This is a genomic window from Roseibium aggregatum IAM 12614 (genome assembly GCF_000168975.1).
Lineage (GTDB): Bacteria > Pseudomonadota > Alphaproteobacteria > Rhizobiales > Stappiaceae > Roseibium > Roseibium aggregatum.
Map to the genome: position 1 here is coordinate 169,289 of NZ_AAUW01000001.1, position 18,669 is coordinate 187,957.

Consider the following 18,669-nt stretch of genomic DNA (forward strand, 5'->3'; position numbering starts at 1 on the left):
ACCAATTTGACTTAGATCAAGGCGCAGAGGCGGATGCTCTATATGGTTGCATATGTAACTAATTTGGAGGAGCGGTCCCATGAAGATCGAGAAGATGCATCACGTCGCCTATCGTTGCAAGGACGCCAAGGAAACCGTGGAATGGTACGGCAAGATGCTGAACATGGATTTTGTTCTGGCCATCGCCGAAGATCATGTGCCCTCCACCCACGATCCCGACCCCTACATGCATGTCTTCCTGGATGCGGGAAACGGCAACATTCTGGCGTTCTTCGAACTGCCGACCAAACCCGAAATGGGTTTTGACCCGAACACGCCGCGCTGGGTGCAGCATATCGCGTTCAAGGTGAAGGACCGGGACGAGCTGGTCGCGTTCAAGGACCACCTGGAAAAGAACGGCGTCGATGTTCTCGGTGTGACCGATCATTCGATCTTTCATTCAATCTATTTCTTCGACCCCAACGGCCACCGCGTGGAACTGGCTTGCCCGGATCCGGAGGAAGACAAGCTCCTGGCTCGCCTGGACAAGGTCAAGTGGGAGATGCTGGAGGAATGGTCGAAGACAAAACGGGCTCCGAAACACGCTGAATGGCTGCATGCCAAAGAGCTTGCCGATGTGTGAGGAGGACACATGCCGCCACTGCGGCAAATGCCGTTCGATTGAAACCGCCCTGGCGGATCTGGGAGGAGAGCCCAATGTTTCAGACCTATCAATACCCGCAATACGACTACCGGCAATCCGAAGAACAAAAGGCCGGTACGGTCAAGCGCCACAAGGTGGTGGTGATCGGCGCTGGGCCGATCGGCCTGACGGCCGCGCTTGATTTCGCTCAACGGGGCATCCCCACTGTCGTTCTGGACGACAACAACACCGTTTCCATCGGCTCGCGCGCGGTCTGCTATGCCAAGCGTCCGCTGGAAATCTGGGACAGGCTCGGCTGTGCCACGCGCATGATCGATAAGGGCATCGAATGGAAGATCGGCAAGGTCTTCTTCCGCGACGATCTTGCCTACACCTTTGATCTTCTGCCGGAAGACGGCCACAAGATCCCGGCCTTCATCAACCTCCAGCAATATTATTTGGAGGAATACATGGTGGAAGAGGCGCAGAAATCGAACCTCATCGACCTGCGCTGGAAGCACAAGCTCCTGAACCTGCAACAGGACGACGACCACGCGGTTCTGACCGTTGAAACGCCGGACGGCGTCTTCAAGATGGAAGCCGAGTGGGTGGTTGCCTGCGACGGTGCCAACTCCGATACCCGCAAGATGGTCGGGGCAGGCTTTTCCGGCCAGTTCTTCCAGGACAGATTCCTGATTGCCGACATCATCATGAAGGCCGATTTCCCGACCGAACGCTGGTTCTGGTTCGATCCGCCGTTCCACCGAGGCCAATCGGCCCTCCTGCACAAGCAGTGCGACGACGTCTGGCGGCTGGACTTCCAGCTCGGCTGGGAGGCCGATCCGGAAGAAGAGAAAAAACCGGAAAACATCATTCCGCGCGTCAAGGCGATGTTGGGCGAGGACAAGGAGTTCGAGCTGGAATGGGCCTCGGTCTATCAGTTCGCCTGCCGGCGGATCGATAACTTCCGCTATGGCCGGGTGCTGTTTGCGGGCGATGCCGCCCACCAGGTTTCACCTTTCGGCGCACGCGGTGCCAACACCGGCGTGCAGGATATCGACAATCTCGGCTGGAAGCTGAAACTGGTGCTGGACGGCGACGCCCCGGAAAGCCTCATCGACAGCTACCACACGGAAAGGGCCTTTGCGGCAGACGACAACCTGTTGAACTCGACCCGGTCAACCGACTTCATCACGCCCAAGAACGAAGCCTCGCGCAGGTTCCGTGATGCGGTGCTGGATCTTTCGGAAGTCACCGACTTTGCAAAACCTCTGGTGAACTCCGGGCGTCTGTCTGCCCCGACGCCTTATGTGGAAAGCCCGCTCAACACTGCGGACGAGTCCAGTTTTGCCGGCAACATGACCCCGGGCACCTGTTGCGCCGACGCACCGGTAAGCGTGAATGGCGAGGCGGCCTGGTTCCTCAACCAGATCGGCGACGGGTTCACCCTGCTGATCTTTGGCGATGAAGCGGCGGAGGATGTAACGGCCGGCAACGTCAAGGCCCGTGTCCTGCGCGTGGGCAAGGACCTTCAGGACAAGGACGGAACACTTGCAGCCCGTTACGACGCTGCCCCCGGCACGGTCTACCTGATCCGTCCGGACCAGCACGTCGCTGCCCGCTGGCGCTATTTCAACGACAACAAGGTGGAAGCCGCCTTGAAGACCGCGATGGGAGGCGCATGAGCCATGCCGCTAAATCTGAAGCTGAACCTGACACGCAATCTGCCCGATCCCGACGGCTTTTATGAGTATCTGGTCTCCAGCCAGCGCCATATGAGCGATGAAGACGCCAATTGCATGAATGCGCGGCTGATCCTCATCCTCGCCAATCAGATCGGCGATCCGGATGTCCTCAAAGCCGCCATCGACTTCGCGGCCAATCCGAAGGCGGCAGACAAAAGGGAAGCGGCCTGAGCAGAAGGGGGTAGGAGAACGTGTGGTTCGCATTGCCGTGGCTGTTGTCCGGATGGCTTCAAAACCCTTGATTTTCTGCAGTGTCGGGCATGAGTAACTTGTCATCCCAGCGAAGGCCGGGATCCAGTAATCTGCTGACCCCGCCGTGGTTTTCGGCCGGGTCTCGCGGATACTGGGTCCCGGTCTTGCCGCTTGCGCGGCAAACCGGGACGACAAGGAAAGAGATCAGAAGCAGGCGCCTTTCACTCACACCCTGAGCCGCGCCATCGCATAGGCGTCGACAAACGACCCGGAGCGGAAGGCAAAGTCCTTGTGGGTGCCTTCGATCTCGAAGCCCAGCTTCTGATAGAGCCGGACGGCCGGTTCGTTATCCGCAAAGACCGTCAGTTCCAGCCGGTGGATGTTCATCCAGTTGTCTGCGATCTCGATCAGTTCACCCAGCATTGCCTGACCAATCCCGCGTCCCGAATAATCGTCGTGCACGCCCATTCCCAGACTGGCGGCATGTCCGCGCCGTCCGGCGGAACGGGCAAAGCCTGCGGCCGCGACCAGGTTCCCGCCCAGGATGCCGACAAGGGACACCTTGTCCGGTGAGGACTGGCTCAGACGGGTCTCGACGTCCTTGCGCCTGGGATAGGGCAGGCGCAATGTGCCCGCCCGGAACCTCGGCAGACCTTGCAGCACGGTCAGGCCGTCCACGTCTTCCGGTCTTTCAGCTCTAATGACCAGGCCTTCGGGCCAGTTGTCTGCTTTGGAAACAGGGATAAACCCCGCTGTTGTGTCTGATGTACTCATGTTGCTCTCTTGGATGTGATCGAGAGAGCAGGCATCTGACAAACCCTGCTCCTCGAAGCAGGGTTGCGATGCGATCCGGCTAGGCTTCTTCAGCCAACAGTGATCCCTCCGCGTTCCCTGCAGGAACGACGATGTGCACCACGGTTAGATGAAGGGTCGCGCGATTGATCATGCTTCACAATCTTCTGTTGTGCGTCCTCTGTCAATTCCCGGCATAAGATCTCCTCTGGGGGAATCTCCGCCAAGCCGTTTTGCAAACGAAAAACCGGACGTCACACTGGGAGCATCGATCATGACATTGGAGGCCGGGGTGAAAATCGGGCTGGGCGGTGGATGCCATTGGTGCACCGAGGCCGTCTTTCAGGCAATTGCGGGCATTTCGAAGGTGGAACAGGGCTTCATCCGCTCCGATCCGCCCGAAAACGCCTGGTCGGAAGCTGTGGTGGTGACCTTCGATCCGGTCGCACTGCCGCTGGAGGTTCTGCTCGAGATCCATCTGCGCACCCATTCCAGCACCTCCCACCACAAGATGCGCGGCAAGTACCGCAGCGCTGTTTATGTCTATGACGCAGGTACGGGGGTGAAAGTCGGAAGGCTGATGCGTGCCTTGCAGCATGGCTTCGACGAACCGCTGGTGACGCGCGTGCTGACACTTGCCGAGTTCAAGGCCTCCGGCGAACAGTTCCGGAACTATTACGCGAAGGGGCCGGAGCGCCCGTTCTGCAAGACCTATATCGACCCGAAACTCGCTCTCTTGCGCAAGCAATACGCCGATGTCCTGAAGCCGGAACGGCTGGAAGCGGCCGAGTAAGGCAGGACAAACTGCAGGTCTGGCGTTTCCCGATCAGGGATGGGGATGCGGAAAGCCATGGCGCTCGGTGAGGGCGGCAAGGATCGCATCCTTGTCATTGATGAAACCACCTTCAGCCAGGATCAACACTGGCAGGGACTGATTGTCTTCTCCCAGAAGCTCGGCAACGTCCCGACGCGGTTTCGGCCATGCAATGCGCCGAACGTCGAGACGGTCTGCAAGATCCGGAAAAGACGCGAGCACGCCTTCCATCAGTGCGCAATGCCAGCAGTAGAAGGTCTTGCCGGGATATGCGGGATCTTCAAAGCCCGGGGTGAGAATGTAGAGCGTGTCTTTCATGCCTTGGGCCTTTGCGTCGACTCACCGGATTTGGATTTGGCGCAGCTATGCGGCAGACCCGCCCAAGCTGCAAGCACCTGATCCATTTTGACAAGGAAGACCATCTGGTAGGAGTGCATCGCCCCTCGAAGGTCACCCAGGGCGACCGCAGGGAGACCCGGGACGCACTCGTTTCCAGAGGCTCAATAGGGTATCCGGGGCAAATCGTCGGTGTCAGAATGCGGTACTGCGAGTAGGCCCCGGATCTGCACGTTGCCTGTCCGGGGAGATGCACAATTATTTGCCCTCGTCTTGCGCGTCTCACCCCAGACAGATGTTCTTATCCGAACGGCCAGGAACCGTTCTCGGCAAAAAGGCTCTTCACCTCCGGCCATTCCGCGCCTTCGTGATGGGCGGCGATTTCCAGAAAGATCTCCAGAAACTCGAAGCAGCCGTCGTCATGCACCAGATGATGCGTCAGGAGGCCGACCGGCTCGGCGCCGGTGTTGCGCCTTCGGGAGAGCTGCAGGTCGAAACGCAGGCGTGCACTTTCCCAGCCGATGAAGCGCACCTGCTTTTTCCATTTCAGGATGTCGATATGCGACTGGAGCTGATGCGACCGCGGGAAATTGTGCCAGGTGAAAGTTGAGAGACCCGACAGGCCGATGGCGGGCAGGCGGCGGGAGATTTCAGGATCGATCCGGTTCCAGGGCGGCACCATGGCCTTCACGAACTTGTCGCCGAAGAGCTCCTGAAGGCGGTCATAACCTGCCTTGAGCTCGGTCATCAGTTCGTCCGGATCCCGCCGGGAGCCAAGCTCGGCGGCCTTTTCGCCGAGGTCCTTCCGCTGGAAATTCTTGTGCTGCCAGCCATGTTGGAGCACCAGCGCATGAGGCTCTCCCGCGAACCGCTCTGCAAGGGCTTTCGTCGCCATCTTCGGAATCACGGCGAAAGCCACATCGACGTCATGACTGTTGGCGAGCGACAGCATACGCTCAAGGGCAGGCGTCGGCTCTATGGCGTCGTCATCACGCCACCAGAAGCGCACCTTGCGGCCGCGTTCGGCAAACCAGTCGAGATGTTCGGTGAGCTCTTGCCGGAAGCGCTGCGGATCAGAGGTCATGTCATCCGGTCCTTCAGGTCTTGAAGCAGGACACGGGCGCTTTCCTCGGCACCGCCGAGACGGACGGTGTGCTTGCTGCGGGGAAGGGCGAGGGCATCGTCAATGGCGCCTGCAAGCCGCTCCGGCGTGAGGTCTGCCTCCGGTGTGACAACGGCCCGTCCATGGCCGGCAAGCGCTTCCGCGCGTTGCGTCTGCTCGGTTTCGTTGATCTGGGCAAAGGGCACGAAAACGGCCGGAACCCCAGCCTGCAGAATGTCTAGCACGGTGTTGTAGCCTGCCTGACTGACGGAAAGACGCGCCCGTTTCAGAAGGTCCGGGAAGTCCCGCCGGGCCCGCTCGACAATCACCCCGTCCACTGCGCTTTGCCGGTAGATGGCAAAGGCATCGTCGGAAATGTCGTGACCGATCAGCACCCGCCACAGCGTGTCTTCGGCACGCCGCGACAGCGGCCTCGCTTCCAGAGCCGCTGACAGCAGGCTTTCGGCAACGGCGCCGCCGCCGCAGGAAATGATCACCTCGTCCTCGCCATCGGAGCCTTCAGCAGCAGGCCGGGGCTCGCCGCCCACATACCCGGTATAGCGCACCAGGTGGCCAACCTCCTCGGCAAAGGGAAAACTGTCGGCAAGACGGATGAAGTCGGGATCGGAATGGATCAGGATGCGGTCGTAATATTTCAACGCCTGGTCCGCCATCCAGCGTTCTTTCCAGAGCTGTTTCTTGCGCACCAGAATATCGCGAATGGATGTGGCGATGAGCGGTGCCTTTGTGCGCGACTTGGCGGTTTCCAGAAGCGGGGTCAGCTCGAAGTCGAGCTGGCGGCGGCCGAAAGGGTAGGTCTCGGTCAGAAGCAGGTCGTAATCGTCGGCATCGAGAACTTGAATCGATGCTTTAACGCGCGCGATTTTCCAAGCTTCGTCAATATCTTCATTGTCCAAAGTCACAAGGCGCTTGAAGGTGGCGTCCGGACTTTTACAGGCCGGTAGCTCGACGACCTTCAGCGGTCCGGTGTCGAGCGTCGGTGGTATCGAGTTGCCGCTGGCAAGGGTAACCTCCACGCCTTCGGCGGCCAGCGCCTTGCCGATGGCGGCAGCCCGCACGACGTGGCCTGTCCCCAGCAGATGCTGAACATGAATGAGGGCCTTGAAGCTCATGCGTCTTTCGTCTCCTGGCGGCTCAGGTGGTTCCGCACCGCCTTTTCCGCAAGGGCTTCGAGCCGGGCAGCACCGGCCGGAAGAGTGTGAAAATGCAGGATGTGATTGCGCGCAGCCGACCCCAGCCTGTCCACCAGTGCTGGCTCCAGCATCGCACGGCGCAGGTTTGCGGCGAGCGCAGACGCGTCTCCCTCAGGCGACAGCAAACCTGTTTCGCAGTCGCGGACAATATCGGGAACCCCGAAGGTGTCACCGGCAATAACGCCCACTCCGGCTGCCTGCGCTTCCAGCAGCACGAGGCCAAAGGCCTCCCGGATCGCCGGCCAGACGAGAAGATCGTGCCGTGCGTATTGGGCAGGCAGGTCCTCGCCCGCAAGGGCTCCGAGCCAGTTGATCCGCTCTGCTGGAAAAAGTCCCAGCACATGATCGCGCATCGGGCCGTCGCCGATAAGCGTCAGTTGCCAGGGCAGATCCCTCAGCTCTTCAAGAGCCGCAGCAAGCACTTCGAAGGAGCGCTGCTTGTCACCCTCACGCATCATGCCGACGGCAAGCAGTTTCAGCGGGGGCGCGGCCAGAGGCTTGGCGTTGGTCGCGGCCGCGAGGAAAGGATCGGCATCCAGAAACGGCAAAAGGATCGACAGACAGCGATGCGGCACGACAGCTGCAAGGCATTCGGCATCCGCATTGTGGAGCGCGGCCACGGCATCGGCACGCATCAGCGCCTCGTCCGCGGCGGCAAAGCCGAAGGCCCAGTCGCCCTGCTGCCGTTTCGGCGCGCGGCTGGCTTCCACGATGGCGTAGGGAAGGTTGAACCGGTCGGCAAGAGCGGGACCGATCCAGTCGGGCGCCTTGTGATAAAGATGATAGGTCAGGAACAGATCCGGCCGGTAGCCCGACTTTAGCCAGTCGGCGCTGATCCGCTCTGCTTCGATGAGCGCCTGGTCGCGCACCTCTGACTGGATGCTGTCGCTGCCGTCCTTGCGCCACGACCGGAACCGGCTGGCAATCGTCACCTCGTGCCCCAGACTTTCCAGTGCCTTCACGATCAATCGTCCCATCGTCCGGTCACCGGACGGGACTGGATGATCCAGCGGTTTCATCGGGGCAGTGAAGGCGATTCTCATGGTTTTCCTAAGCGTAGGGCCTAAAGGACCTTTCGGAACTTGTCTGCGAGACGATCAAGGCCGGGGTCTGTCGAAAAGGTCGTTCTGACCCGCTTGGCCGCGGCAAGCCCAAGACGGTGCCGCGTCTCGGGGGTGGTAATCAGGTTCTGCATGGCTGCGGCCAGATCCTTGGGCGTACCCGGATCAACCAGCACACCGGTTTCCCCATCCAGGATCAATTCGGGGATCGCGGAAACCCTTGTGGAGAGGCAGCAAATCCCCATGGACTGCGCTTCCATCAGAACGTTGGGCAGTCCGTCCCTGTCACCGGACCTGGCAAGTTTGGACGGTAGCACAAAGAGGTCCGCCTCGCGGCAGGTCGCAATCACCTCTTCCCGCGGCTGGGCACCCCGCCAGGTAATCCTGCCCGACAGGCCCAACCCATCGGCCTGTGCCTTCAGGGCGTCGGAAAGCTCTCCTCCGCCAATATGCGTGAACTGCCAGTTGAGAGATGCGGGGAGCTGCGCAAGGGCGTCCAGAAGGTCATCATAGCCCTTCTTTTCGACCGCGCGGCCGACCGAGACCAGTCGCACGGGCTCCGCGCTGCCGTCACGATCTGTGCCTTTTTCCTTCGGCTCGGGAAATCCGGAAAAGTCGAGCCCATGGTAGAGCAACTCGATCTTGTCCGGGTCGTCGGCAAGGCCTTTCAGATGTTCGGCGTTGACCGCCGTACAGGTAACGCCCCAGGCGGCGTCGTTGATCTTGGTCTTCAGGTCCCAGTCCGGACTGGTCCAGATGTCCTTGGCGTGCGCCGAAAAGGACCACTTCCGCCCGGAAAGATGCGCCGCATAGCGCGAGGCGGAGCAGGGCGTGTGCAGATAGTGGGTGTAGATCCAGGTCACGTCCTCCGGCAATTCATGAGCGAAGACGCACCCCTGAGCCCACCGGCGTTGCCGGTCTGCGTTGGGCTGATGTGCGAAATCCGCATCGAACAGAGCCTTGGCAGCCTTGAACGTCGGCTGTTTCTCAGCCCAGCGTTTGGCGCGGGCGACACGTGCCGGGTCGTCCTTCACATACTCCGGCAGATACATGACTTCCGCGCTGATCTGCCGGTGAAGGTCGTGGATGTAAGGATCGTAAGGCCGGCGCAGGGCGACAATCAGGATGTCGATCCCCCGCCGCTCCAGACCTAGCATTTCCTGGGCAATAAAGGTTTCGGACAGGCGAGGATAGCCTTTGACCACAACGGCGATACGGGACATCGGTCGGCCCTTGAAAGAATTCGGTTTGCTGGTGACGAGGGTCAGAAGTTGACCAGCTTCCTGCTGGCAGCCTGTTGTTCGTCGAAGATTTCGCCGACCCGGCTGGATATGACATCCAGACCGCCAAGCAGATTGTCGACGCCGGCAGCCGAAGGGGAGGCCATGTCGGGCAGTTCGGACAAGGCCGCAGCCATCAGGTCCGGATCCGGATACTGGTCGATCGGCAGTACTTTCAAAAGACCGCTCAGTTCCGCCCGCTCCGCCCGGATTGCCTGTTCCCGCCGCGGAATGACCCGCGGCACCATCAGGGTCGGTTTGTCGAAGGACAGGATCTCGCAGAAGGTGTTGTAGCCACCCATGCCGACAATCGCCGTGGCCTTGGCGAGATAGGGTTCGATCTGCGGTGTGAAGCGGATGATCTCGACATCGCGCAGATGTTCCGCCCTTTCGCTGAACTGGGTCGCAGCCGCGGCGGGCATGAACGGGCCAAGCACGATGAGGGCCGGGAAAAGCGGGCGTTGCCGGGTTTCATAGGCCCGCATCACCCAATCGACCATTTCAACACCATCACCGCCGCCACCCGGCGTCACGAGAATATAGGGTTCATCATCGAACGGGGCCGGTTCGGGATTGTCGAGCGCCGACTTCGGCAGTTCGCGGCGCAGGTAACCGGTGTAGCGCAACTTGTCGCGCACGGATTGCGGCAGATCGATGCCTTCCAGCGGATCGCAGATGTTTTCCGGTCCGTAGATCCAGATCTCGTCGTAAAGGTCGCGCAGGGCAGGATAGACGTTCTTCCGGTCCCATTCTTCCTTCAGCACCTTAGGGTCGTCCATGACGTCGCGCAGGCCGAGAACCAGCCGCGTGTCGGTATCCTTCAGGGCCTCCAGCGTGCGCAGCACTTCACCGCGCAGCCCGAGTGGCTCCTTGTCGACGATGAAGATGTCCGGATCGAACACCTTGGCGGTGTGTTCGATGATCGAGGATCTGATCGCGAGTGTCTGGTCGATGTTGATGTGCAGCGACAGCGGTGTGTACTCGCCATTGCGCAGCTTGATGACGCCCGGAATGCGGACGAAATCGACACGGGAGCGAAATTCGAAACTGCCGATGATCGGGGAGCCCGACAGGATCAGCACGGACAAGGTATCGAAGTCCCCGACAAGGGATTGCGCAATTGCCCGGCAGCGTCGCAGATGGCCCAACCCGAAGGAATCGTGGCTGTAAATGAGGATCTTCGGCGTCTTGGAACTCATACTGCCCCTAAATTTGTAATGCTGGCCCAAAGGGCTTATGTCTCAATCGATTGGCCCTTGTCACGTGCGGATATCTCTTGACAGGGGACTTTTGACAAGGAACGGTCTGCGGACCCTTCTAATGCTGTTGTGACTAATGCTAATCCCGGCTGGCGCAACTAACTCTGATCGCTAATATACCAAATATGATCTGCTTGCACATATTTGATCCATGTCTGTTTGGATGAGCTTATGGAAAAGAGCCTTTTCGGTTTTATTTGGAAGTATAGCGCCAGACAGCAAATCTTCATTCTCATGGTCACCGTTCTCACGTATCCGGTGGTCTATGTCCTTCTCGAACTGCCAAAACTGATCGTCAACGATGCGGTCCAGGGCGACAATTTCCCCAGGACGATTCTGGGATTCGATTTCGATCAGACTCCCTATCTTGTTCTCCTGTGTTTTACTTTTCTGTTTCTGGTCGTCGTCTCGAACGGTCTGAAATTTTACCTCAACGTCTATAAGGGCCGCCTCGGAGAGCGCATGTTGCGGCGCCTGCGCTTCGAACTGTTCCAGCGGGTGCTGCGCTTTCGTCTTCCGCATTTCAGAAAAGTCAGTTCAGGCGAAATCATTCCGATGATCACATCGGAAGTGGAGGATGTTGGCGGCTATATCGGTGAAGCCTTCGCGCTGCCTGCCTATCAGGGCGGTATGCTGATCGTTCAGATCGGCTTCATCTTCATGCAGGACCCGCTTCTGGGCCTCGCGGCCATCAGCTCCTATCCCATCCAGGGCTATGTGATCCCGCTTCTGCAGCGCAAGGTGGTGCTCTTGTCCCGTCAGCGGGTGCGCAACATCCGTGTCATTGCCGACAAGGTGGGCGAGAGCATCACGGGCGTTGCCGAAATCCACGCCAACGATGCGGCCGCGTGGCATTCGGCGGATATTTCCGACCGGCTCTACGAGAACTTCAAGATCCGGTACGACATCTTCAACCGGAAATTCCTGATCAAGTTCCTGAACAACTTCATGAACCAGCTCACGCCGTTCTTCTTTTACCTGATCGGCGGGTATCTGGTTATCCAGGGCAATCTGAGCATCGGTGCCCTGTTGGCGGTCATCGCTGCCTACAAGGATCTGGCCGGCCCGTGGAAAGAACTCCTCTCATTCTATCAGATGACGGCGGATGTCAGCGTCAAATACCAGACCGTCGTCGAGAACTTCGACCCGCTGGACATCTACGACATAGAACGGCTGACCGCGGATGAAACGGTGGACCTGAGCGGAGACGTCAAGCTGGAGAATGTCAATTTCGCCGGTGGGGCTGCCGGCCAGGAGGTCGTCGACGTATCGATGACGATACCTGCGGGAAGCGCCTGTGCGATTGTCGGGCCGGACGGATCCGGCCGGTCGGAAGTGCTGCAGCTTGCCGCCGGGCTTGTCTCAGCCGTCTCCGGCAAGGTCTGCATCGGAAGCCATGATCTTGAAAAACTGACCGATGCCACGCTTGGCCGCCAGATAGCCTATGTCGGCGGGGCAGTGCACATCTGGACGGGCACGATCCGTGACAATCTCTATTACGGTTTGCGCCACCGTCCGCTCATCCCGCCTCAGCGGGAAGGCGAAAGCCTGAAGAACTACAATCGGCGGCTTGCCGAGGCCAAGGAAACGCGCAATCCCACATACGACCTTGCCGCCGAGTGGGACGACTTTGACGCCGCCGGTGTCAGCAATGAAGACGAACTCGACACCAAGGCGCTTGAACTGCTTGAAACGGTCAAGATCGACAAGGACATCTATCGGCTCGGTCTGCAGTCCCGGTTCGACCCGTCCATGGACGACGGCTTTGCCGAGAAGATTCTGAACGTGCGCAAGGCTCTTGCCGAGCGCATTGCCCATGAACCGGACCTGGGCGGTCTTGTCGAGCTGTGGCATCGCGACCGTTTCAATGCCAGCGCCAGCCTTGCGGACAACCTGTTCTTTGCGGTGCCGGCCGATCCGGAAATCACGATGGACCAGGTGCCGGATCTCGAACAGGTCAAGACCTTCCTGGCCGAGACAGGTTTCGACAAGAAACTCCAGCAGATCGGTCTCAAGATTGCCGAAACCATGCTGGAACTGTTTTCCAACGTTTCCGGCGACAGCGGCCTGTTGGGCGCCTATTCCTTCATCACGCTGGACGAGATACCGGATTTCGAGCGCATCGTGCGCATTGCCAAGTCCGATCAGCCGCGTCCGGGACTGACCGACGCCGACCGGTCCCGTCTGACGGGGCTGGCTTTCAAGCTTGTCCCGGCCCGGCATCGTCTGGGCGTCATGACGGACGAGCTGAAACGCGACATCATCAGCGCCCGTCAGACCTTCCTGGAAGAAGTGGTCAAGAACAGCGACAACTTCGTCGCCTTCGATCCGGATGTCTATCTGCCACCGCTGACCATCGAGGATAACCTCCTGTTCGGCCGGGCACGCGTCGACCGCAGGGATGCCCGGCGGCGGATCGACGATGTCATCCGCACCATTGTCGAGGAGACGGGACTACGGCGCCCGATCATCTACGCGGGCTTTGGCTACCATGTCGGCGTGTCCGGTTCGCGTCTGTCCGCGGGCCAGCGGCGCAAGATCGCTCTGGTTCGCGGACTTCTGAAAAACGCGAAAATCACCATATTGGACGATATCGCCACCGGTGTGACGGAAGAGGACAGGACGCTTCGCGAAGGCTTGAGGCAAATCCTGTCCGGAAAAACGTTCCTGTTCGGCACCTCCGACGCCGACATAGCTGCTGAATTCGATCAGCGCTTCATTCTGGATCAAGGACGGCTTTCGGAAAAAGGGTAAGACGGTGGGTGTGACAATAGGTGGGCAACCGTTCTGCGGGAACCGGCGGGACAAAACAGACCGGGCGGAACGGAACAACAACGGGCGCGGGAGAAGAAGATGACACTTGAAACCGAAGTCGAGGCGCTCCGCAAAGTGCCGCTGTTCCGTGGGATCGACGAGACCAAGTTGCGGCTTCTGGCGTTTATCAGCGACCGGACAGAGTATCCCTCCGGCGAACGTCTCTGCTCTCAGGGCGAAGAAGGCGATTGTGCCTTCATCATTCTGTCCGGCGATGCTGACGTCCTGGTTGACACACCCGAAGGTGAAAAAAAGGTGGCTCAGGTTTCGGAAAATTCAATTGTTGGCGAAATCGCTATTCTGTGCGACGTACCAAGAACCGCGACACTGGTTGCCGCCAACGACATGGATGTTCTGACGGTTTCGAAAGATGATTTCTTGAAGCTATTGAAAGAATTTCCGGATATCTCGCTGGAGGTGATGCGGACACTGGCGCTGCGGCTTGAACGGACGACCCGGGATCTTGCCGACGCCCGTCGAGGCGCTGCCAGCGGTTAGGGAGTAACACGTGGCTGAGGAATTTTCGCTTCGTTGCTGGGGCGTCAGAGGATCCACCCCGACCCCGGGGCCGAGCACTCTCCGCTATGGCGGCGAAACGTCTTGTTTTGAGATCCGGGCAGGCGATGCGCTGGTTCTTGTCGATTGCGGTTCCGGCGCTCGTAACCTGGGTGTGGAAATCTGCAGCTGCAAGACACGCACCTTCGACCTTCTGTTCACCCACACTCATCTCGACCACATCTGCGGTCTTCCCTTTTTCAAGCCGGCCTATGACCCGAGCTTCAACGTCACCGCCTGGGCCGGGCATTTTCAGGACGACACCAGCCTCGTTGACATCGTCAGCCGCATCATGTCTCCGCCGATCTTTCCGGTTGCGGCCAAGACCCTGAAGGCCGTCGAGTTCAAATCCTTTACCGCAGGAGACCAGATCCCGCGGACGGACGGCCTCGTCATCCGCACCACCCGGCTCAACCACCCGGGAGGAGCCTGCGGGTATCGTTTCGAGTTTCAGGGCAAATCGATTTGCATCATCACGGATCACGAACATGGCGACCCGGAGATTGATGCCGCACTTCCCGATTTCGTGCGAAACGCCGACGTGATGATCTATGACGCCATGTTCACCGACGAAGAATACCGCACCTACAAGGGCTGGGGGCACTCCACCTGGCAGAAAGCCGTCGAACTGGCAAAGGCCGGCAACGTCAAGACACCGGTCCTCTTCCACCACGACCCGCGCAGATCCGATGATGAGCTCGATGAGATCGGCCTTGCTGCGCGCAACGCCTACCCCGGAATGCTGGTCGCCAGCGAGGGCATGATCCTGAAGCCTTGAGCGGTAGCCTGCCTGGCCATGTCTCGTGGCATTATAAAAAAAGGGCGGCTCAAATAGCCGCCCAAAAAACGCTAAGGCTAAAAAATAGATCGATCGCCGGATGCAGGAATGCGGGAATCCCTTGGTTGCAGCCAGAAAACAGACCTTTGTAACTTGAAATAGCGTTACTCTTGTCTGCCGGATACGATCACTAGTTGTTTACAGGGTGTAGAAATTACTCGCATGGTCCATTTGGACTATAAATATGAATTTTCCGCACCTGGGGAACCCGGAGTCTTTGGTTAGTATTAATATAAGTAGACAGGTTTGAGAGTTGGGCTTGATTCCAAATTATTGGGAGTTTGATCAAGGTTAAAGTGTAACCTGCGGATTTTGCATATGCCGGATCTGCGATGGTCGGAACTGAACCGGCCGACTTCAATTGCTGGCGTGATACAGCAGGAACTCCGGGGGACGAGTTGGCTGTAAGAGCGGAAGATTTACTTCGGTTGTCGAACCTTGCGGTGTCGGCGGCCCTGGATCCGGGACGGTGGCAGGTGTTTCTTGACACGCTGAGCCGAAGCGTCGGGACGCGCGTGTGCACCCAATTGATCGGCTATGACGATCTGACCAAAGCCACGCCACTCACGTTTACTTCCGGATATGACCCTCGAATTCTGCAGCTCTACGACGAGCATTACGCGGACAAAAACCCGTTTGCTGCCAATTTTGCCAACTACAAGGTGGGAGACGTCATTGCCACGCATCAGTTGTGCCCACCGGAAACACTGAGAAAGACGCAGTTCTACGCCGATCTTCTTTTGCCGCTTGAAGATATCGTCGGTGGAGGCGGCGCGATGCTGGCTCTGGATGGCGACCGCATGTTTCTTCTCGGCGGTAACATGCGCTCGAAGGACCGTGACAAATACGAAAATGACTGGCTGCAACTATGCGCTCAACTCGCACCGGTCATCCGCCAGTCGCTCGAAATCAACCGGACAATTTCTGGCCTGACTTTCGAAAAATGGGCGGCAGAGCAACATCTTCTGGGAACGGGCTCAGCTATTTTCGTTACCGACACTTCCCTGCAGATCCACTACGCATGTGCCGGAGCCCAGAAACTTCTGGCATCGGGATCTCTTGTCGGCTGCGATTGGGACCGCCGGCTTCAGTTCCGCACCCAGGAGGATCAGGGGCAGTTTTCCGCATTCGTCAAACTCCAGTCCATGGGCGGGTTCGATGTGTTCCGGAACTGGCACGCGACGGATGACAAGGGCCGAAGCTGGATGTGCCGGTCGGTTGGCTTGCAACTGGCCGATCTGGACAAAACGCCCTTCGGTGCGTTCATGAACAAGTCCATCTCTGCCGTTCTGCTTGCGGTCAGGCCGGACACGGGCAGCGAAACGTTCCTTGCTCATGTTCAGAAAAAACTCGGCCTGAGCCCGGCCGAAGCGGCGACCGTTTTGAAGCTGGCCGATGGCCGGACACCTGCCGAAATCGCCGAGGACCGTCAGATCAGCGTCTACACTGTCCGCAACCAGATCAAGGCTGCCCTGTCCAAGACCGGTTCCCGCCGCCAGGCAGACCTAGTGCGAAGCATCGAGCATTTGCGTCTGCAGGGCAGGTAACAGGGGGCGCTCACGTCCACTCACTTTCCTGCGGGGCCGCTTGCGCATTTCTTGCCGTCGAGGGAAACTCCGCGCACGAACAATGTCTTATCGGCGGCAAGATGACCTCCATTTCCCAGACACTGCGTTATGTCCTGCGCGGCGGACCTCCGGACACCGGTATTCCTGATCGGGTGCGGGCCGAAATCCGGGCGCGTGAAGCGTCTTCCGAGCGTCTGATCGGCTGGGTTCAACTGGGTCTCGTGTTGTTCTTTTCGCTTCTGTATGCCATTGCCCCGAGGGCCGAAGGGTCCGCCGGTTTCAACTTCGTGCCTATCGCGCTTGCAGCCTATTTTCTGTTCACCGTCCTGCGGCTCATACTGTCCTACAGGTTCGAACTGCCGCGCTGGTACCTGCTGGTGTCGATCATCGTCGATATGGCTCTTCTGGTCGGACTGATCTTTTCCTTTCATATTCAATACGGCCAGCACCCGACGTTCTATCTGAAGACGCCCACCTTGATGTATGTCTTCATCTTCATCGGCTTGAGAGCTTTGCGGTTCGACCCGCGCTTTGTGCTGACAACGGGTCTGGTGGCGGTGACCGGCTGGCTGGGGCTGGTTTTCTATGCGGCGTTCGCGGACATGGACCACATGCGTGTGACGCGCAATTACGTCGACTACCTGACGGGCAACACCATCCTGATCGGCGCCGAGCTCGACAAGACCATGGTCATTCTGGCCGTGACGGTGATCCTGTCAGTCGCTCTCTACAGGGGCCGTTCCATGTTGTTCGAGGCTTCGAAAGACCATGCGGCCGCCATGGATCTGAGCCGTTTCTTTTCGCCTGAAGTCGCTGCCTCGATCACCGGCTCGGACACCGAGTTGCAGGCCGGCGAGGGGAGTTTGCGCGACGCTGCCATTCTGTACGCCGATATTCGCTCCTTCACCTCCACCTCCGTCACATTGCCGCCGGAGACCGTTCTGGCGGTCCTGGCCGAGTATCAGAACCTTGCAGTGGATGTGATCGTGGAGGAGGGCGGCCGGGTCGATAAATTTCTCGGCGACGGCATCCTGGCAACCTTCGGGGCCGTCTATCCCTCCACGACGTATGCAGCCGACGCCCTGCGGGCAGCAAGGCGGCTTGTGGAAGCCGTGGAAGGGAACCAGCAGCGTTTTCTGGATGCTGGCTGGCCACAGCCGCTCCGCGTGGGTACGTCCGCTGCCGCCGGGTCGGTCACCGTCGGCGTGATCGGGTCGAAGCAGCGTCTGGAATTCACTGTCATCGGAGATGCCGTCAACCGGGCTGCGAAACTGGAAGACGCCAACAAGATCCAACACACAACGGCGCTGACGGACAGGGCGACGTACGAGCTCGCGCTCAGCCAGGGTCTTGAACTGCCTCTGCTCGAAGTTCGTGCCGGGGCCAATGTCACAGGCGTCAAGCAGCCGGTTGATCTGGTTGTGCTGGCAAGATAGGCGTCTTGCCGTCCTCGAACTTCTCCATTTGGCCGATACGGAAGCGCTTGACCGGCACGTCAATCTGGGCCACTTTGCCTTCAAAATTGACCTTATCGTCAATTAGAGAGATTAAATTCATTGATTTCAATGAATTGCATCCATCTGGAGGTTGTCTTGAAACTGGACTCAACACTTGCCGCCGTGGTTACGGGCGGCGCATCCGGGCTGGGCGCTGCAACTGCACGCATGCTGGCAGCCGAAGGCGTCAAGGTGACGCTGTTCGATCGGAACGCCGCGCAGGGCGAAGCGGTTGCTGCGGAAATCGGCGGGGTCTTCGCCGATGTCGACGTGACCGATCAGGCCAGCGTCGAAGCGGGGTTCGAAAAAGCGCGCGCGGCGCACGGTCAGGAACGGATTCTGGTCAATTGCGCCGGGATTGCTCCGGTAGCCAAGACCGTTAGCCGAGGCGAGCCCCACCCGATGGACATGTTCGAGAAGGTGATTTCGGTCAACCTGATCGGCTCCTTCCGCTGTCTTTCGATTGCGGCGACCGGCATGGCCGGACTGGATCCGGTCACTGCGGACGGTGGCCGCGGTGTGATCGTTTCCACGGCGTCGGTTGCCGCCTTCGATGGCCAGATCGGTCAGGTCGCCTATGCCGCTTCCAAGGCAGGGGTAGCAGGCATGACGCTGCCGGTCGCCCGTGACCTTTCCAAGTCCGGCATTCGGGTCATGACGATTGCACCGGGGATCTTCGAAACGCCGATGCTGCTGGGCCTGTCGCAAGAGGTGCAGGACTCTCTCGGACAGCAGGTTCCGTTCCCCTCGCGTCTCGGCAGGGCAGCGGAATATGCGCACCTGGTCAAATCCATTTGTGAAAACGACATGCTGAACGGCGAAACCATCCGTCTGGACGGCGCCATCCGCATGGCGCCCCGATAACACAGCAGGTCGCGCTCTGCGCCAGAGCCTCGCAAACAGCACAACCTATCCGGCCGATGCCCAAAGGTTGCCGGCCGGATAGGTTGTGTCAAAGTCCTCCACGGACACACTTTTTCG

The 18,669-nt window shown here is 59.2% G+C and carries 17 protein-coding genes; 10 read left to right on the plus strand and 7 right to left on the minus strand.

The window, feature by feature from the left end:
• Positions 1-79 precede the first annotated feature (79 nt).
• The 3 genes from SIAM614_RS00740 (at position 80) to SIAM614_RS00750 (ending at position 2,538) form a co-directional block, all read left to right on the plus strand.
• Positions 80-622, plus strand: coding sequence for a VOC family protein (locus SIAM614_RS00740; RefSeq protein WP_006931263.1), 543 nt, complete (start codon positions 80-82; stop codon positions 620-622).
• A gap of 74 nt (positions 623-696) precedes the next feature.
• On the plus strand, positions 697-2,307 hold the full coding sequence (locus SIAM614_RS00745) for an FAD-dependent oxidoreductase (RefSeq protein WP_006931269.1): 1,611 nt from the start codon (positions 697-699) through the stop codon (positions 2,305-2,307).
• Positions 2,308-2,310: 3 nt separating this feature from the next.
• Entirely contained in the window at positions 2,311-2,538 is a 228-nt protein-coding gene (locus SIAM614_RS00750) for a DUF2783 domain-containing protein (RefSeq protein ID WP_006931275.1), read from the plus strand.
• Between the two features lie 246 nt (positions 2,539-2,784).
• On the opposite strand, the gene SIAM614_RS00755 is transcribed toward SIAM614_RS00750, so the two are convergent.
• Positions 2,785-3,333 carry a GNAT family N-acetyltransferase gene (locus tag SIAM614_RS00755; protein WP_006931277.1) on the minus strand — a complete coding sequence of 183 codons (549 nt, stop codon included), beginning with the start codon at positions 3,331-3,333 and terminating at the stop codon, positions 2,785-2,787.
• A 292-nt stretch (positions 3,334-3,625) separates the two neighbouring features.
• Here SIAM614_RS00755 and SIAM614_RS00760 point away from each other — a divergent pair, with 292 nt between their 5' ends.
• Complete coding sequence (locus SIAM614_RS00760) at positions 3,626-4,144, plus strand: peptide-methionine (S)-S-oxide reductase (protein WP_006931278.1); 519 nt, start codon at positions 3,626-3,628, stop codon at positions 4,142-4,144.
• 33 nt (positions 4,145-4,177) lie between these two features.
• Here the strand turns inward: SIAM614_RS00760 and SIAM614_RS00765 are convergent, their stop codons facing one another.
• The 6 genes from SIAM614_RS00765 to SIAM614_RS00790 form a co-directional block, all read right to left on the minus strand.
• Positions 4,178-4,483: a DUF3088 domain-containing protein gene (locus SIAM614_RS00765; RefSeq protein ID WP_006931280.1), complete on the minus strand. Its 306-nt coding sequence runs from the start codon at positions 4,481-4,483 to the stop codon at positions 4,178-4,180.
• 319 nt (positions 4,484-4,802) lie between these two features.
• Positions 4,803-5,585: a polysaccharide deacetylase family protein gene (locus SIAM614_RS00770; protein ID WP_006931282.1), complete on the minus strand. Its 783-nt coding sequence runs from the start codon at positions 5,583-5,585 to the stop codon at positions 4,803-4,805.
• Positions 5,582-6,736 carry a glycosyltransferase family protein gene (locus SIAM614_RS00775; RefSeq protein ID WP_006931284.1) on the minus strand — a complete coding sequence of 385 codons (1,155 nt, stop codon included), beginning with the start codon at positions 6,734-6,736 and terminating at the stop codon, positions 5,582-5,584. Before SIAM614_RS00775 ends, SIAM614_RS00770 begins: the two co-directional genes overlap by 4 nt.
• A complete protein-coding gene (locus tag SIAM614_RS00780; protein ID WP_006931285.1) occupies positions 6,733-7,860 on the minus strand; it encodes a glycosyltransferase family 4 protein in 1,128 nt (375 codons plus the stop codon). The genes SIAM614_RS00775 and SIAM614_RS00780 overlap by 4 nt, the downstream gene beginning before the upstream one ends.
• A gap of 20 nt (positions 7,861-7,880) precedes the next feature.
• Entirely contained in the window at positions 7,881-9,101 is a 1,221-nt protein-coding gene (locus SIAM614_RS00785) for a glycosyltransferase family 4 protein (RefSeq protein ID WP_006931287.1), read from the minus strand.
• A gap of 41 nt (positions 9,102-9,142) precedes the next feature.
• A complete protein-coding gene (locus SIAM614_RS00790) occupies positions 9,143-10,357 on the minus strand; it encodes a glycosyltransferase family protein (RefSeq protein WP_006931289.1) in 1,215 nt (404 codons plus the stop codon).
• Between the two features lie 231 nt (positions 10,358-10,588).
• On the opposite strand from SIAM614_RS00790, the gene SIAM614_RS00795 reads away from it, so the two are divergent.
• The 6 genes from SIAM614_RS00795 to SIAM614_RS00820 all read left to right on the plus strand — a co-directional run bounded on the left by SIAM614_RS00795 (position 10,589) and on the right by SIAM614_RS00820 (position 18,552).
• Complete coding sequence (locus SIAM614_RS00795; RefSeq protein ID WP_006931291.1) at positions 10,589-13,171, plus strand: ABC transporter ATP-binding protein/permease; 2,583 nt, start codon at positions 10,589-10,591, stop codon at positions 13,169-13,171.
• A gap of 99 nt (positions 13,172-13,270) precedes the next feature.
• Positions 13,271-13,729: a cyclic nucleotide-binding domain-containing protein gene (locus SIAM614_RS00800; protein WP_006931293.1), complete on the plus strand. Its 459-nt coding sequence runs from the start codon at positions 13,271-13,273 to the stop codon at positions 13,727-13,729.
• A 10-nt stretch (positions 13,730-13,739) separates the two neighbouring features.
• Positions 13,740-14,564, plus strand: a complete 825-nt coding sequence (locus tag SIAM614_RS00805) for an MBL fold metallo-hydrolase (RefSeq protein WP_006931295.1) — start codon at positions 13,740-13,742, stop codon at positions 14,562-14,564.
• Positions 14,565-15,100: 536 nt separating this feature from the next.
• The gene (locus SIAM614_RS30395) at positions 15,101-16,171 is read left to right on the plus strand and encodes a helix-turn-helix transcriptional regulator (RefSeq protein WP_157139612.1); all 1,071 of its coding nucleotides are present in this window, start codon (positions 15,101-15,103) and stop codon (positions 16,169-16,171) included.
• Positions 16,172-16,272: 101 nt separating this feature from the next.
• Positions 16,273-17,628, plus strand: coding sequence for an adenylate/guanylate cyclase domain-containing protein (locus SIAM614_RS00815; RefSeq protein ID WP_006931299.1), 1,356 nt, complete (start codon positions 16,273-16,275; stop codon positions 17,626-17,628).
• A 129-nt stretch (positions 17,629-17,757) separates the two neighbouring features.
• Positions 17,758-18,552 (plus strand): SDR family NAD(P)-dependent oxidoreductase, encoded by a 795-nt coding sequence (locus SIAM614_RS00820; protein ID WP_006931301.1) that lies wholly within the window; start codon positions 17,758-17,760, stop codon positions 18,550-18,552.
• Positions 18,553-18,669 lie beyond the last annotated feature (117 nt).